The sequence below is a fragment of the Paraburkholderia atlantica genome (assembly GCF_000092885.1).
GTDB lineage: Bacteria > Pseudomonadota > Gammaproteobacteria > Burkholderiales > Burkholderiaceae > Paraburkholderia > Paraburkholderia atlantica.
Genome location: NC_014117.1, coordinates 1,514,900 through 1,529,885, shown reverse-complemented (window position 1 = coordinate 1,529,885; position 14,986 = coordinate 1,514,900). Strand labels below are relative to the sequence as shown.

Here is a 14,986-nt window from a genome sequence, read left to right as displayed (position 1 = left end):
GCTTGTGGCGGCACTTGAGCGAGGGGCGCCGCAAGGCGGCTAAAAAGTTATAATTTAGCGGATTTTGGCCGACTTCCGCAATGCACCACCCGCAACGGCAAGCCTTTTCGGCCTTCTCGTGTGTCAAACGCGTCGAACCGCCCGGCCTGTGCGACGCGCAGCCAGGCCGGCAAATACGCATGACGTCTCACGACGACTTCGGAAAACCAATTTGAAATTACATCAGGATTCCAGCGGCGCGCTGAATACCGTTACCGGCTACGGCGCCGACTACGTCGAAATCAATCTGGTGCGTCACGCGGGCAGTATTCTCGTGCTGCCGGACGCGCCGGTCATTCACTGGCCTGTCTCGTCGTTCGAGCAACTGAGCGGCGAGCATTTCGCGATGCTGGTCGACGCCGCGCCCGAAGTGGTCGTGTTCGGCAGCGGCGAGCGGCTGCGCTTTCCGCACCCGCGGCTAACCGCCGCGCTCACCGCGAAACGCATTGGCGTCGAGACGATGGACTTCAAGGCCGCCTGCCGCACCTACAACATTCTGATGGCCGAGGGCCGCAAGGTCGCGGCCGCGTTGCTGATCGAAGCCTGAGCGGGCCCGGCGCCGGTGCATCTCGCGCGAGGCCGCGCTGGCGCGCCCGGCCGGCCCCGTTCTGGCCCCCGCGCCGCGCCCGTGCGCGCGGCGTCGATAACAAGAAGGGTTGACATTTGATGAACGATACGCCGTCGAGGCTACCGCTCAACCGCACCGCGATCCTGTTGCTGGTGCTGGTTCTCGCCGTGATCTGGTTCGTGCCGCTCGGCTGGCGCCATCTGCTGCCGAGCGACGAAGGCCGCTACGCCGAAATGGCGCGCGAAATGTTCCTGACCGGCGACTGGATCACGCCGCGCTACAACGCCTACAAGTACTTCGAGAAGCCGCCGCTGCAAACCTGGGCTAACGCGCTGACGTTCGCGTGGTTCGGCATCGGCGAATGGCAGGCGCGCCTCTATACCGCGCTGACGGGCTTCGCCGGCGTGCTGCTGATCGGCTTCACCGGTGCCCGCGTGTTCAACCCGGCGACCGGCGTGTTCGCGGCGCTCGTGCTCGCCTGCGCGCCGTACTGGAACCTGATGGGCCACTTCAACACGCTCGACATGGGCCTGTCGTTCTGGATGACGCTGACGCTGTGCGCGCTGATGCTCGCGCAGCGGCCGAATCTGCGGCCCCCGTGCGTACGCGGGTGGATGTGGGTGTGCTGGGCGTCGATGGCGCTGGCGGTGCTCTCCAAGGGCCTCGTCGGGCTGATCCTGCCGGGCGCAGTGCTGGTGCTCTACACGCTGATCGCGCGCGACTGGGCGCTGTGGAAGCGACTGCACCTGGTGAGCGGCCTGATCGTCTTTTTCGCGATCGTGTCGCCGTGGTTCGTCCTCGTGCAGCAGCGCAATCCTGAATTCCTGAACTTCTTCTTCATCGTCCAGCAGTTCAAGCGCTATCTGACGCCCGAGCAGAATCGCCCCGGCGCGTTCTACTACTTCGTGCCGGTGCTGCTGGTGGGCTTCCTGCCGTGGCTGTCGGTAGCCGTCCAAAGCGTGCGCCACGCCAGGCGTCAGCCGCGTCAGCCGAACGGCTTCGCGCCGGTCACGCTGATGCTCACGTGGATCGTCTTCATTTTCCTGTTCTTCAGCGCGTCGCACTCGAAGCTGTTGTCCTACACGCTGCCGATCGCTCCGCCGATCGCGATGCTGATCGGCATGTATCTGCCGCTCGTCACGCGCGAGCAGTTGCGCCGGCATCTGGCGGGTTACGTGCTGTTTTTCGTGGTCGCCGCATTTGCGGCGCTGTTCCTGCCGCGCCTCGGCAGCGAGCGCAATCCGGCCGCGCTGTACGCCGAGTTCCGCGTGTGGGTGCTCGCCGCGCTGGCCGTGGCGTTCGTGCTCACGCTGCTCGCGCTGTGGCTGAACCGCCGCGGCCAGGGTGGCGTGGGCGCCAACGCACGGGTCGGTCTCGGCAGCCTCGTCGCGTTCGGCGCGGGCTGGCTGCTGCTCGGCACGATCGCGGGCACCGGTCACGACGTGTTCGGACGCCTGAGCTCCGGCGCGCCGCTCGCGCCCGCGATCAAGGCAAAACTCGCGCAGCTGCCGCCGGACACGCCGTTCTACTCGGTCGGCGTGCTCGACCACACGCTGCCGTTCTACATCGGCCACACGATGATCATGGTCGCGCACCCGGACGAGCTCGCGTTCGGCGTGTCCGTCGAGCCGCAAAAATGGGTGCCGACGGAACAAGCGTGGATCGAGCGCTGGAAGGCCGATCGCTACGCGCTCGCGCTGATCCCGCCGCCGACCTACGAGCGCCTCGTCAAGCAAGGCCTGCCGATGCAGGTGATCGCGCGCGATCCGCGTCGCGTGGTAGTGATGAAGCCGCTCGCCGACGGGGCTCCCGCCGCCGCTGCCCCCGCCTCCGCGCCCGCGGCTAAGCCCTAACCCTTTCGAGAACCCGACCGTTCGATGAACCCGATTTCCCTCTTCTGCATCCTCGCCGGCGTCACGCTGAACGCCGGCGCGCAGCTGCTGCTCAAGGCTGGCACGAATGCCGTTGGACACTTCGAATTCACCCGTGCGAACATCCTGCCCATCGGCTTCAAGCTGGCGACCCAGCCGCCGATCATCGGCGGGCTAGCCTGCTACGTGATCAGCGTGGCGGTGTGGATCATCGGTCTTTCGCGGGTGGACGTGTCGATCGCCTATCCGATGCTGTCACTTGGCTACGTCGTCAACGCGATCGCCGCGTGGTACCTGTTCGGCGAAGTGATGTCGGTGCAGAAGCTGGTCGGCATCGGCATCATTCTGGTCGGCGTGGTCGTGCTCGCGCGCAGCTAGGCGCCACCTCGCGCAGGAACCCGCGCGGCACAAGAGCCGCCTAAGCCTGACGTAAGGTACGGCGCGGTAAGCTGCGCGGTTGCGTTTTTTCCGCCGCGGCCTTGGGTTTGCGCGTAGTTTGTGGTTTACTTCGCGCCCGTCGGGCCGCGCCCCTTTCAATCGAGCGATGCATTCATGAGCCAGTCACAAGTCCCGTTTTTGCCGTTTGTCAAACCCGAGATCGACGAGGAAACGATCCAGGGCGTCGCCGACGTGCTGCGTTCCGGCTGGATCACCACCGGCCCGCAGAACCAGAAGTTCGAGGCAGCGCTGTCCGAGTTCTGCGGCGGCCGCCCGGTGCGCACGTTCAATTCCGGGACCGCGACGCTCGAAATCGGCCTGCGCATCGCCGGCGTCGGTCCCGGCGACGAAGTCATCACGACGCCGGCCACCTGGGTGTCGACCTGCAACGTGATCCTCGAAACCGGCGCGACACCGGTGTTCGCCGACATCGACCCGGTCACGCGCAACATCGACCTCGACCTGCTCGAAAAAGCCATCACGCCGCGCACCAAGGCGCTGCTGCCGGTGTTCCTGTCCGGCTTGCCGGTCGACATGGACCGTCTGTACGCGATCGCCCGCGAGCACAAGCTGCGCGTGATCGAAGACGCCGCGCAGGCGTTCGGCTCGACGTGGAACGGCGAGCGCATCGGCAAGCTCGGCGACATCGTGTCGTTCAGCTTCCACGCGAACAAGAACCTGACCTCGGTCGAAGGCGGCGCGCTCGTGCTGAACAACGAGGAAGAAGCGGTGCTCGCGCAGAAGTACCGGCTGCAGGGCATCACGCGCACCGGCTTCGATGGCATGGACTGCGACGTGCTCGGCGGCAAGTACAACCTGACCGACGTCGCCGCGCGTGTCGGCCTCGGCCAGCTGCCGCATCTCGCGCGCTTCATCGCGCAGCGCAAGAAGCTCGCGCGCGCGTACTTCGCGCAGTTCGAAGGCGGCGCGGCCGTGAAGCTCGGCGTCGGCCTGCCGCTCGCGGACTTTGAAAACAGCAACTGGCACATGTTCCAGATCACGCTGCCGCTAGAAAAACTGTCTATCGACCGAGCCGGCTTCATGGGCGAACTGAAGGAGCGCGGCATCGGCTCGGGCGTGCACTACCCCGCGCTGCACCTGTTTTCCCTGTACCGCGCGCGCGGCTTCAAGGAAGGCATGTTCCCGCACGCAGAGCGCTTCGGCGCCACCACCGTCACGCTGCCGCTCTTCACCCTGATGAACGAAGGCGACGTCGAGCGCGTGTGCCGCGCGGTCAACGAAATTTGCGAACACTACGGAAAGTAAGCGGACATGACTTATTCGGAACATCGCGCCGTCGCACCGGAAGTGTCGATCATCATTCCGGTGTACAACGAGGAAGCCGGACTGGCCGCGCTGTTCGCGCGCCTCTATCCGGCGCTCGACGCGCTCGGCACCGGTTATGAAGTGATCTTCATCAACGACGGCAGCCGCGACAAATCCGCGGCGCTGCTCGCCGGGCAGTTCCGCGCGCGGCCCGACACGACGCGTGTGATCCTGCTGAACGGCAACTACGGCCAGCACATGGCGATTCTCGCGGGCTTCGAGCAGTCGCGCGGCGACATCGTGATCACGCTCGACGCCGACCTGCAAAATCCGCCCGAGGAAATCGGCAAGCTCGTCGCGAAGATGCGCGAGGGCTTCGACTACGTCGGCACGATCCGTCGGCAACGCCAGGACAGCCTGTGGCGCCGCAAGGCGTCGCGCGCGATGAATCATCTGCGCGAGCGCATCACGCGCATCAAGATGACCGACCAGGGCTGCATGCTGCGCGCGTATAGCCGTCACATCATCGATACGATCAACCGCTGCGGCGAAATCAACACGTTCATCCCGGCGCTCGCGTACACGTTCGCGCAGAATCCGGTGGAAATCGAGGTCGCGCACGAAGAACGCTTCGCCGGTGAGTCGAAGTACTCGCTGTACTCGCTGATCCGCCTGAATTTCGACCTCGTCACCGGCTTCTCGGTGGTGCCGTTGCAATGGCTGTCGTTCATCGGCGTGATCCTGTCGCTAGGCTCCGCGGCGCTGTTCGTGCTGCTGCTGATCCGGCGCTTCATCATCGGCGCGGAAGTGCAAGGTGTGTTCACGCTGTTTGCAATCACCTTCTTCCTGCTCGGCGTGATCATCTTCGCGCTCGGACTGCTCGGTGAATACATCGGCCGGATCTATCAGCAGGTGCGTGCGCGACCGCGTTATCTGGTGCAGACCATTCTCGAAGAACGCGACGGCGGGGCCATCGCCGAAGCGCCGCGTCAGACCGTCGCGCAAGGCGTGCAACCGGTGCCGGTCGCCGATCAGGGACACCAGCCATGAAGCCGCGCGCCGTCGTATTCGCGTATCACAACGTCGGCGTGCGTTGCCTGCAGGTGCTGCTCGCGCGCGGTGTCGACGTCGCGCTGGTCGTCACGCACGAAGACAACCCGAGCGAGAACATCTGGTTCGGCAGCGTCGCATCGGTGGCGGCCGAGCACGGTATTGCCGTCGTCACGCCGGCCGATCCCAGGAGTCCGGAACTGCGCGCCGCGGTGAGCGCCGCGCGGCCGGACTTCATCTTCTCGTTCTACTACCGCCACATGCTGCCGCTCGATCTGCTCGCGATCGCCGCACGGGGCGCTTACAACATGCACGGCTCGCTGCTGCCGAAGTATCGCGGCCGCGTGCCGACCAACTGGGCGGTGCTCAACGGCGAAAGCGAAACCGGCGCGACGCTGCACGAAATGGCTGCGAAACCCGATGCCGGCGCGATCATTGCGCAAACACCGGTGCCGATCCTGCCCGACGACACCGCCGCGCAGGTCTTCGACAAGGTCACGGTCGCCGCCGAGCAAACACTGTGGCGCGTACTGCCGGCGCTGCTCGCGGGCGAGGCGCCGCATCTGCCGAACGATCTCTCCCACGGCAGCTATTACGGCGGGCGCAAACCGGAAGACGGCCGCATCGACTGGAGCCAGTCAGCGCAGCAGGTCTACAACCTGATCCGCGCGGTCGCGCCGCCGTATCCGGGTGCTTTCACCGACCTTAACGGCCGTCGTTTCATCATCGCACGCGCGCGTCTGGCCGTGCCCGGCGCGCTCCGCTCGGATTTGCCCCCGGGCCTGCACGTAAGCGATAATGCCGTTTTCGCAATTTGCGGCGACGGCCGCGCGATCAACATCCACGAATTGCGGCACCAGCACGATGGCGGCGAGACTGCCGTCAGTCCGGCGAAATTCGCCCAGCTCATCCAATCTCATTCATGAAAAAAGTCCTGATTCTGGGTGTGAATGGCTTTATCGGCCATCACCTGTCCAAACGCATTCTCGAGACGACCGACTGGGAAGTGTTCGGGATGGACATGCAGACCGAACGTCTCGGCGACCTCGTCAATCATGAGCGGATGCACTTCTTCGAAGGCGACATCACGATCAACAAGGAGTGGGTCGAATATCACATCAAGAAGTGCGATGTGATCCTGCCCCTCGTCGCGATCGCCACGCCCGCAACCTATGTGAAGCAGCCGCTGCGCGTGTTCGAACTCGACTTCGAGGCGAACCTGCCGATCGTGCGTTCGGCCGTCAAATACGGCAAGCACCTCGTGTTTCCGTCGACCTCCGAGGTCTACGGCATGTGCACGGACGAGCAGTTCGATCCGGAAGAATCGCAGCTGTCGTACGGCCCGATCAACAAGCCGCGCTGGATCTACGCGTGCTCGAAGCAGCTGATGGACCGCGTGATCTGGGGTTACGGCATGGAAGGCCTGAACTTCACGCTGTTCCGTCCGTTCAACTGGATCGGCCCGGGCCTCGACTCGATCTACACGCCGAAGGAAGGTAGCTCGCGGGTGGTCACGCAGTTCCTCGGTCACATCGTGCGTGGCGAGAACATCAGCCTCGTCGACGGCGGTGCGCAAAAGCGCGCGTTCACGGATATCGACGACGGCATCGGCGCGCTGATGAAGATCATCGAGAACAAGAACGGCGTCGCGACCGGCAAGATCTACAACATCGGCAATCCGACCAACAACTTCTCGGTGCGCGAGCTCGCGCACAAGATGCTGGCACTCGCAGCCGAATTCCCCGAATACGCGGACTCGGCCAAGAAAGTGCAACTGGTCGAAACGTCGTCGGGCGCGTACTACGGCAACGGCTATCAGGACGTGCAGAACCGCGTACCGAAGATCGACAACACGAAGCAGGAACTCGGCTGGGCACCCACGTCGACTTTCGACGAAGCGCTGCGCAAGATTTTCGAAGCGTATCGCGGCCACGTCGCGGAAGCCCGCGCACTCGTCGAACAGCAATAAGGGCGCGTCCTTGGCTCGCATCGTCCTGAAGATCGACGTCGACACGCTGCGCGGCACCCGCGAAGGCGTGCCGAATCTCGCGCGCATCTTCGACCGTTTCAAGGCACGCGCCACCTTCCTGTTCAGCCTTGGACCCGACCACACCGGCTGGGCGATGCGCCGCGTGCTGCGGCCGGGCTTTCTGAAGAAGGTGTCGCGCACGTCGGTGGTCGAGCACTACGGCGTCAAACAGCTGATGTACGGCGTGCTGCTGCCCGGTCCGGACATCGGCGCGAAGGCCGCGGCCGAAATGCGCGCGATCCACGAAGCCGGCTTCGAGTGCGGCATCCATACGTGGGATCACGTGTACTGGCAGGACAACGTGCGCGCCAAAGATCGCGCGTGGACTGTCGCGCAGATGCAGCAGAGCCACGCGCGTTTCATCGAGGTATTCGGCACCCCGCCCGTCACGCACGGCGCGGCGGGCTGGCAGATGAACGGCCACGCATTCGAGCAGATCGACGCGTGGGGCATGCACTATGCGTCCGACGGCCGCGGCCATTCGCCCTATCTGCCGGTGGTCGACGGCAAGACGCTCAAGCACGTGCAGATGCCGACCACGCTGCCAACGCTCGACGAAGTGCTCGGTGTCGATGGTGTCGACACGCACAACGTCGCCGCGTGGATGTTGAAACAAACCGAAAAAAATCCGCACGACCAGGTGTTCACGCTGCACGCGGAACTCGAAGGACAAAAGCTCGCGCCGGTATTCGAACAGTTGCTCGAGGGCTGGCGCGCGCAGGGCCATACGTTCGCGACGATGGGCGATTACTACGCCACGCTAGACCGCGACACGCTGCCATCGTACCCTGTTACGTGGGGCGAGATTCCGGGGCGCTCCGGCGAACTGATCGTCCAGCCCTGAAGGGTCACGGCACGGCGCGGAGGTCGTCGGAAAGCACGCGAGGCCGGCCGATCGGACAACCGCACGGCAGCCGCAAGACCGCGCGCCGACCGAATCCCCGAACAACAACCTCGACGACAGACCGGCCGACGCCGCGGCACCTAGCGACGCCGGCCCCAACCACCGGAGAACCTCGTGTCCATCGCAGTAGACCAACCCATCCCCGACTTCACCGCCGCCGCAACGGGCGGCGAAATCACGCTGTCAAAGCTGCGGGGCAAGAAGGTGGTGCTGTATTTCTATCCGAAGGACAACACGCCGGGCTGTACGACCGAAGGTCTGCAGTTCCGCGATCTGTATCCGAAATTCAAGAAGGCCGGCGCGGAAGTGATCGGCGTGTCGCGCGACAGCTTGCGTTCGCATGACAACTTCAAGGCCAAACTCGAACTGCCCTTCCCGCTGATTTCCGATCCGGAAGAAACGCTGTGCGCCCTCTTCGCCGTCATCAAAATGAAGAAAATGTATGGCAAAGAGGTACGGGGAATCGAGCGCTCCACGTTCCTCATCGACGCCGATGGCGTGCTGCGCCACGAGTGGCGCGGCGTCAAGGTGCCGGGCCACGTCGACGAAATTCTGGAGGCTGTACAAGCGCTGTGATGCGCGTTATATTGGGCCGCAATGAGTGCCTGTCCACCCCATATTTTTCTCCGCTGCGCCAGCTCTGACGGCCGCTTGACCGGATCCACCGGTGCCGTTCGGAGCGTGAGGCGCAATGCGAGCATCATCGTCGAGCCGCTAGCCCCGAATGCCGGGGCGGCGGCTTTTTTAATTGCGCGCGACCGCTCGTTCACTGGTTCGCGCGCTTCCGTCAAGGAGCCTATCGAAGACCAGGCGAACCGGCATCTCTAGACCGAATGCGCGCCTCCTCGCGCAGACTGGGTGTCCCATGAGGGCATCGTCAGAATGCGACGGGCGGCGCACGATATGTGACCCGATCATTTCGAGGGAAACCATGCCTTTGCCTACTCCCCCCAGCAAGCTCGGCAATCTTTTGTCGCCTGACGAATACAAGGCCAAAGCCGTCACGCCCGCGCGCTCCACTGCGAAAAAACAGGCGCGTGAAGGGGAATCCGCAGAGTCGGCCGATTACGGCCGCGCGAATGTTGCCACCCCGATGGCGCACGCCGCCAACGCCGCCACCACGTTGTGGCCAGTGCCCGCCGTCGAATCGCCGCCCGCCGCGCAGCCCGCACCGGCGCGTGGCCGCAAGACCAAGCAGACCGCCGCGCTGTTGCAGCCGGTTCCGTCGGCGCGCCCTCAGACCGACGCCGACGAGGCCGAAGCGCAGCCGGTCGTCGCACGCGCGCCCGCCGCGAAGCATCCGAAGGCCGAAACAGCCGCCGCGCCCGCCGCGGCGACCCCGGCCGCCACGCGCAAGAAACGCGGCACCAGCGCCACGCCAGTCGAGGTGCAGAAGCTTTTCGTGCTCGACACCAACGTGCTGATGCACGATCCGAGCTGCCTGTTCCGCTTCGAGGAGCACGACGTCTATCTGCCGATGATGACGTTGGAGGAGCTCGACAACCACAAGAAGGGGATGTCGGAAGTCGCGCGCAACGCGCGTCAGGTGAGCCGCACACTCGACTCGCTCGTCGCGAACGCGGGCGATATAGCCGACGGCATTTCACTCGCGCGTCTGGGCAGCCGCGAGGCGTCTGGCCGGCTGTACTTCCAGACCCGGCTGACCGCGATCGAGCCCGTCGAAGGGCTGCCCGAAGGCAAGGCGGACAACCAGATCCTCGGCGTCGTGCGGGCGCTGCAGCGCGATCGCGCGGATCGCCAGGTCGTGCTGGTGTCGAAAGACATCAACATGCGCATCAAGGCGCATGCGCTCGGCCTGCCCGCCGAAGACTACTTCAACGACCAGGTGCTCGAGGACAGCGACCTGCTGTACACGGGCATTCGCGCGCTGCCGCAAGACTTCTGGACCAAGCACGCGAAGGGCATGGAAAGCTGGCAGGACACGAAAACCGGCACCACGTACTACCGTGTGACGGGTCCGCTGTGCGCGTCGATGCTGGTCAACGAGTTCGTTTATCTGGAACCGCAGAACGGCGAGCCCGCGTTTCATGCGTTGGTGCGCGAGCTGAACGGCAAGACCGCGCTGCTGCAAACGCTGCGTGACTATGGCCACCACAAGAACAACGTGTGGGGCATCACGGCGCGCAATCGCGAGCAGAACTTCGCGCTAAACCTGCTGATGAATCCGGAAATCGACTTCGTCACGCTGCTCGGCCAGGCCGGCACCGGCAAGACGCTGGTCGCGCTCGCGGCGGGCCTCGCGCAGGTGCTCGACGACAAGCGCTACAACGAGATCATCGTGACGCGCGCGACGGTACCGGTCGGCGAAGACATCGGCTTCCTGCCGGGCACCGAAGAGGAAAAGATGCAGCCGTGGATGGGGGCGTTCGACGACAACCTCGAAGTGCTGCAGAAAACCGACGACGCCGCCGGCGAATGGGGTCGTGCCGCGACCCAGGAGCTGATCCGCTCGCGCCTGAAGATCAAGAGCATGAACTTCATGCGCGGCCGCACGTTCGTCGACAAGTATCTGATCATCGACGAGGCGCAGAACCTGACGCCGAAGCAGATGAAGACGCTCGTCACGCGCGCGGGTCCGGGCACGAAGATCATCTGCCTCGGCAACATCGCGCAGATCGACACGCCTTACCTGACCGAGGGCAGTTCGGGCCTGACCTATGTGGTCGACCGCTTCAAGGGCTGGGCGCACAGCGGACACGTAACGCTCGCGCGCGGCGAGCGCTCGCGCCTCGCTGACTACGCGTCGGAGATTCTCTAGGCGTTTCGCCGGTTTTATCCGGCTTTCATCACAAGCCGCGTCCGGTTCGATCCGGACGCGGCTTTTTTTATTGCGCCGACGTTCTCCGCAGGCAACACTTAGCGCACAAACTTCAAGTAAATTATCAACAATTCTTGCGGCAGCCTTGTTGGGCGGCTACCATCCCGACATCGCCAGTGAGTAAATGGGCGCTTACCGCCCGTGCCGTCTTCATGCGCCGACTCGCCCTATCGCTGCTGCCCGTCCTGCTGCTCGCCGCCTGCGCCGGCGCGCCGCAGAAGACGTCGCGCGGGTCCGGCGGCACCGTCGTCGCGAACGGCGCCTATCACGCGCCGCCGCCCGGCTTCCCCCACTTCGTCGATCACAGCATCGGGCGCGAGGAGATCTCGATTCAGGCGATGAGCCTCGTCGGCGTGCCCTACCGCTGGGGCGGCAATACGCCCGACAGCGGCTTCGACTGCAGCGGGCTCGTACGCTACGTGGTGCTGCGCGCGGCGTCGGTGAACCTGCCGCGCACGACGGCCGAGATGAGCGGACGCGGCGAATCCGTCGAACCGGACGAAATCGCGCCCGGCGATCTGATCTTTTTCAATACGACGGGGCGCGCGCATTCGCATGTTGGCATCTACGTGGGCAAACTGCGCTTCGTCAACGCGCCGTCGACGGGCGGCACGGTGCGGCTCGACTATCTGACTAATCCGTACTGGGCGAAGCGCTTCGACGGCATCCGCCGGATGGCGGGACCGGCGGCGACGCCCGCACCATTCGATACGCCGAGCTATCAGGCGGCGACGCCGCAAACGGAGCGCGGTGCCGCGGACGCCGCGGCGACGGTGGCGGTTCGGCCAGCATCGACCTATGCCGGCGCGACCCCGACGACCAGCGCGGGCGGCGGCACGCCCGTCGCGCAAGCCGATCAGTTCGAGCCGCCGCCGTCCGGCCTCAGCGCCGCGCAACTACAGGCGCGCTCGGCGGGCGCCGTAGCACCGACGCTGGTCCCGGTGACTCAGACACGCACGTATGAAAGCGGCGCTCCTTCCCCTGCTCAACCGATGCAGCCCGCCACGACCGCCCGCGTCCTCCCGCAATCCGAGCCCGACGCAATCGACGCCGCCGCCGATGCATTCGAACCGCCGCCGCCCGCTTCCATCGCGGAACGCCAGGCCCGCCAGGCGCAGCAGACCGACGGTAGTGGCACCGTGCAGTTGATGCGCGCGTCGACGGCTTCCCACGGCGCGCCCGCGCCCACCCAAAGCGGCGACGACCCGATTGCCCGTTTCGCGAACGGCAACTTCTGACGCCGTGATCTGCTATCGTCATCGATATTCTTTCGACGGCGGGTAACGACCATGGAACTCGGGCTCAAAAATAAGGTGGTGCTCATCACCGGCGGCAGCAAAGGCATCGGTTTCGCCTGCGCGCGGGCCTTCGCACAGGAAGGCGCGAAGGTCGCGATCGTGTCACGCGACCCCGCAAACCTCGCGCGCGCCTACGAACAGCTGAAACAGGAAGGATTCCACGTGCATCGCACGCGTGCCGACCTGCACGAGCCGCACAGCGCCGCCGATATCGTCGAGGAAGTCAGTACCGCGGTAGGCCCGATCGACGTGCTGATCAATAGCGCCGGCGCCGCGCGCCGGTACGATCCGGAGACGCTCGATGCCGACGCATTCCGCGCGACGATGGAAGCGAAGTATTTCCCGTATATCTATCCGCAGCAGGAGGTGCTGCGCCGTATGGCCGAGCGCGCGAAGGCCAACGGCGGCGCCGAGCCGGGCACGGTCGTCAATATCATCGGCATGGGCGGCAAGATCGCGAGCGACATCCATATCGCGGGCGGCGCGGCCAACGCGGCGCTGATGCTCGCAACCGTCGGCCTCGCGCACTACTACGCGCGCTACGGCATCCGCATCAACGCGATCAATCCGGGCGCGACGCTCACCGAGCGCGTCGAGGAAGCGGTCCGGCTGGAGGCGGCGCAGCAAGGCATCGGCAACGACGAAGCGCTGGCGCGCGGCCAGGCCCGGATGCCGCTCGGCCGCTACGCAAAGCCGGAGGAAATCGCCGACGTGGCGCTGTTCCTCGCGAGCCGTCGAGCAAGCTATGTGACGGGCGCGATCATCCCGATGGACGGTGCAAACGCGCCGCTGATCTGAACGGATCGAGCAGCGCGACAGCCCTTCAGGACGACGCAAGCGCGCCTTGATCGAACTGTGCAGGGAAACCGGAGCAATGCAACGGGCGGCAGGAAGCCGAAGCCCGCGCGTGCGGTTCAGCCAGAGTCAGCCAAATCGAGCAGCGCAGGCCTGCATCGCACGGTGATTACAGGAAGTGGTGACCCAGCCACCAGGCGCCGCCGGACAGCAGCGCGGACGCCGGAATGGTCAGAATCCACGCCCACACGATGTTACCGGCGACGCCCCAGCGCACCGCGCTCAACTTCTGCGTCGCGCCGACCCCGACGATCGCGCCGGTAATCGTATGCGTGGTGGAGACCGGAATACCGAGCGCCGACGCGGTGAACAGCGTGAGCGCTCCGCCCGCCTCCGCACAGAAGCCACCGACCGGCTTCAGCTTCGTGATTTTCTGCCCCATCGTGCGCACGATGCGCCAGCCGCCGAACAGCGTGCCGAGACCCATCGACAGATAGCAGCCGCCGATCACCCACAGCGGCGGCGCATCCGCCTTCAGCGACGCGAAGCCGGTGGCGATCAGCAGCATCCAGATGATGCCGATCGTCTTCTGCGCGTCGTTGCCGCCATGACCGAGGCTGTACAGGCCAGCGGAGAGCAGTTGCAGGCGGCGGAAGCGCCGGTCGACCTTGCTCGGCGGAGTGCGGAAGTACAGCCACGACACCAGCAGCATGAAGAACGAGCCGAGCACGAAGCCCAGCAGCGGCGAAACGAAGATGAACGCGACGGTCTTCATCAGACCGTCCCAGTTCAGCGCCCCCCAGCCGGACTTGGCGAGCGCCGCGCCCACGAGCCCGCCGATCAGCGCGTGCGACGAACTGGACGGAATGCCGTAGACCCAGGTGATCACGTTCCACGCGATCGCGCCGACCAGCGCGCCGAAGATCACGTAATGGTCGACGATGTCCGGATCGATCGTGCCCTTGCCGACTGTTGCGGCCACCTTCAGGTGAAACACGAAATACGCGATGACGTTGAACGCCGCCGCGAACGCCACCGCCTGCTGCGGCTTCAGCACGCCAGTCGATACGACCGTGGCGATCGAATTCGCCGCGTCGTGAAAGCCGTTCATGAAGTCGAACACCAGCGCAATGGCAACCAGGCCGGTTACGACCCAGATAGCGAGTTGTATCGATTGCATTATGCGTTTTCCAGCACGATGCCTTCGATGATGTTCGCCACATCCTCACACTTGTCCGTGATCGTTTCGAGCAGCTCGTAGATCGCCTTCAGCTTGATCAGGACCTTGACGTCGTCTTCCTCGCGGAACAGCTTCGACATCGCCGCGCGCAGCACGCGGTCGGCTTCCGACTCGAGCCGGTCGATTTCCTCGCAGGCCTTCAGGATCTGGCGCGCCTGCTTCATATCCGACAGCAGGCTGACCGCGAACTGCACGCGCTCGCAGGTCGCCGTGCAGATATGCGCGAGCTGGCTCGCCTCCGACGTGACCGCCTGGACGTCGTACAGCGAGATCGCGGTGGCGACGTCCTCCATCAGGTCGAGGATGTCGTCCATCGTCGTGATCAGCTTGTGGATCTCGTCACGGTCGAGCGGCGTGATGAAAGTCTTGTGCAGCAGGTCGATGGCTTCGTGCGTGAGCTTGTCGGCCGCTTTCTCGGCCTTTTGCACGTTTTGCTTGTGGATTTCGGCGTCCTGCAGATTGTCGATCAGGAGCTCGAGTTCGCGGCTCGCCGAGATGATGCACGTTGCGTGCGAATTGAAGATTTCAAAGAACTTGCCCTCGGTGGGCATGAATCGACCGAACATTGGGATCCTGGAAATGGGTCACGTAATGGCTGACATAAAACCGCCATATTGTACCGTTCCGCCATCATTGTCGCACTCGCGAC

Annotated in this window: 14 protein-coding genes; 12 read left to right on the top strand and 2 right to left on the bottom strand. The window is 64.7% G+C overall.

Going from position 1 to position 14,986, the window contains the following annotated elements:
- Nucleotides 1–211 precede the first annotated feature (211 nt).
- The 12 genes from BC1002_RS06820 to BC1002_RS06765 all read left to right on the top strand — a co-directional run bounded on the left by BC1002_RS06820 (nt 212) and on the right by BC1002_RS06765 (nt 13,100).
- Nucleotides 212–586 (top strand): Mth938-like domain-containing protein, encoded by a 375-nt coding sequence (locus tag BC1002_RS06820; protein ID WP_013089328.1) that lies wholly within the window; start codon nt 212–214, stop codon nt 584–586.
- A 119-nt stretch (nt 587–705) separates the two neighbouring features.
- Nucleotides 706–2,460 carry an ArnT family glycosyltransferase gene (locus BC1002_RS06815; RefSeq protein ID WP_013089327.1) on the top strand — a complete coding sequence of 585 codons (1,755 nt, stop codon included), beginning with the start codon at nt 706–708 and terminating at the stop codon, nt 2,458–2,460.
- 24 nt (nt 2,461–2,484) lie between these two features.
- Nucleotides 2,485–2,856, top strand: a complete 372-nt coding sequence (locus BC1002_RS06810) for an SMR family transporter (protein ID WP_013089326.1) — start codon at nt 2,485–2,487, stop codon at nt 2,854–2,856.
- Between the two features lie 174 nt (nt 2,857–3,030).
- Nucleotides 3,031–4,182, top strand: coding sequence for a DegT/DnrJ/EryC1/StrS family aminotransferase (locus BC1002_RS06805; RefSeq protein WP_013089325.1), 1,152 nt, complete (start codon nt 3,031–3,033; stop codon nt 4,180–4,182).
- A 6-nt stretch (nt 4,183–4,188) separates the two neighbouring features.
- The gene (locus BC1002_RS06800) at nt 4,189–5,232 is read left to right on the top strand and encodes a glycosyltransferase (RefSeq protein WP_013089324.1); all 1,044 of its coding nucleotides are present in this window, start codon (nt 4,189–4,191) and stop codon (nt 5,230–5,232) included.
- Nucleotides 5,229–6,158 (top strand): formyltransferase, encoded by a 930-nt coding sequence (locus tag BC1002_RS06795; RefSeq protein ID WP_013089323.1) that lies wholly within the window; start codon nt 5,229–5,231, stop codon nt 6,156–6,158. Before BC1002_RS06800 ends, BC1002_RS06795 begins: the two co-directional genes overlap by 4 nt.
- Nucleotides 6,155–7,201 carry a bifunctional UDP-4-keto-pentose/UDP-xylose synthase gene (locus BC1002_RS06790; RefSeq protein ID WP_013089322.1) on the top strand — a complete coding sequence of 349 codons (1,047 nt, stop codon included), beginning with the start codon at nt 6,155–6,157 and terminating at the stop codon, nt 7,199–7,201. Before BC1002_RS06795 ends, BC1002_RS06790 begins: the two co-directional genes overlap by 4 nt.
- Nucleotides 7,202–7,211: 10 nt before the next feature.
- A complete protein-coding gene (locus BC1002_RS06785) occupies nt 7,212–8,105 on the top strand; it encodes a polysaccharide deacetylase family protein (RefSeq protein WP_013089321.1) in 894 nt (297 codons plus the stop codon).
- Between the two features lie 174 nt (nt 8,106–8,279).
- Nucleotides 8,280–8,741: a peroxiredoxin gene (locus tag BC1002_RS06780; protein WP_013089320.1), complete on the top strand. Its 462-nt coding sequence runs from the start codon at nt 8,280–8,282 to the stop codon at nt 8,739–8,741.
- A 355-nt stretch (nt 8,742–9,096) separates the two neighbouring features.
- On the top strand, nt 9,097–10,944 hold the full coding sequence (locus BC1002_RS06775; protein WP_013089319.1) for a PhoH family protein: 1,848 nt from the start codon (nt 9,097–9,099) through the stop codon (nt 10,942–10,944).
- 212 nt (nt 10,945–11,156) lie between these two features.
- Nucleotides 11,157–12,242 (top strand): NlpC/P60 family protein, encoded by a 1,086-nt coding sequence (locus BC1002_RS06770; protein ID WP_013089318.1) that lies wholly within the window; start codon nt 11,157–11,159, stop codon nt 12,240–12,242.
- A 51-nt stretch (nt 12,243–12,293) separates the two neighbouring features.
- Entirely contained in the window at nt 12,294–13,100 is an 807-nt protein-coding gene (locus BC1002_RS06765; protein WP_013089317.1) for an SDR family NAD(P)-dependent oxidoreductase, read from the top strand.
- Nucleotides 13,101–13,266: 166 nt separating this feature from the next.
- On the opposite strand, the gene BC1002_RS06760 is transcribed toward BC1002_RS06765, so the two are convergent.
- On the bottom strand, nt 13,267–14,277 hold the full coding sequence (locus tag BC1002_RS06760; RefSeq protein WP_013089316.1) for an inorganic phosphate transporter: 1,011 nt from the start codon (nt 14,275–14,277) through the stop codon (nt 13,267–13,269).
- Nucleotides 14,277–14,903 carry a DUF47 domain-containing protein gene (locus BC1002_RS06755; RefSeq protein WP_013089315.1) on the bottom strand — a complete coding sequence of 209 codons (627 nt, stop codon included), beginning with the start codon at nt 14,901–14,903 and terminating at the stop codon, nt 14,277–14,279. Before BC1002_RS06755 ends, BC1002_RS06760 begins: the two co-directional genes overlap by 1 nt.
- Nucleotides 14,904–14,986 lie beyond the last annotated feature (83 nt).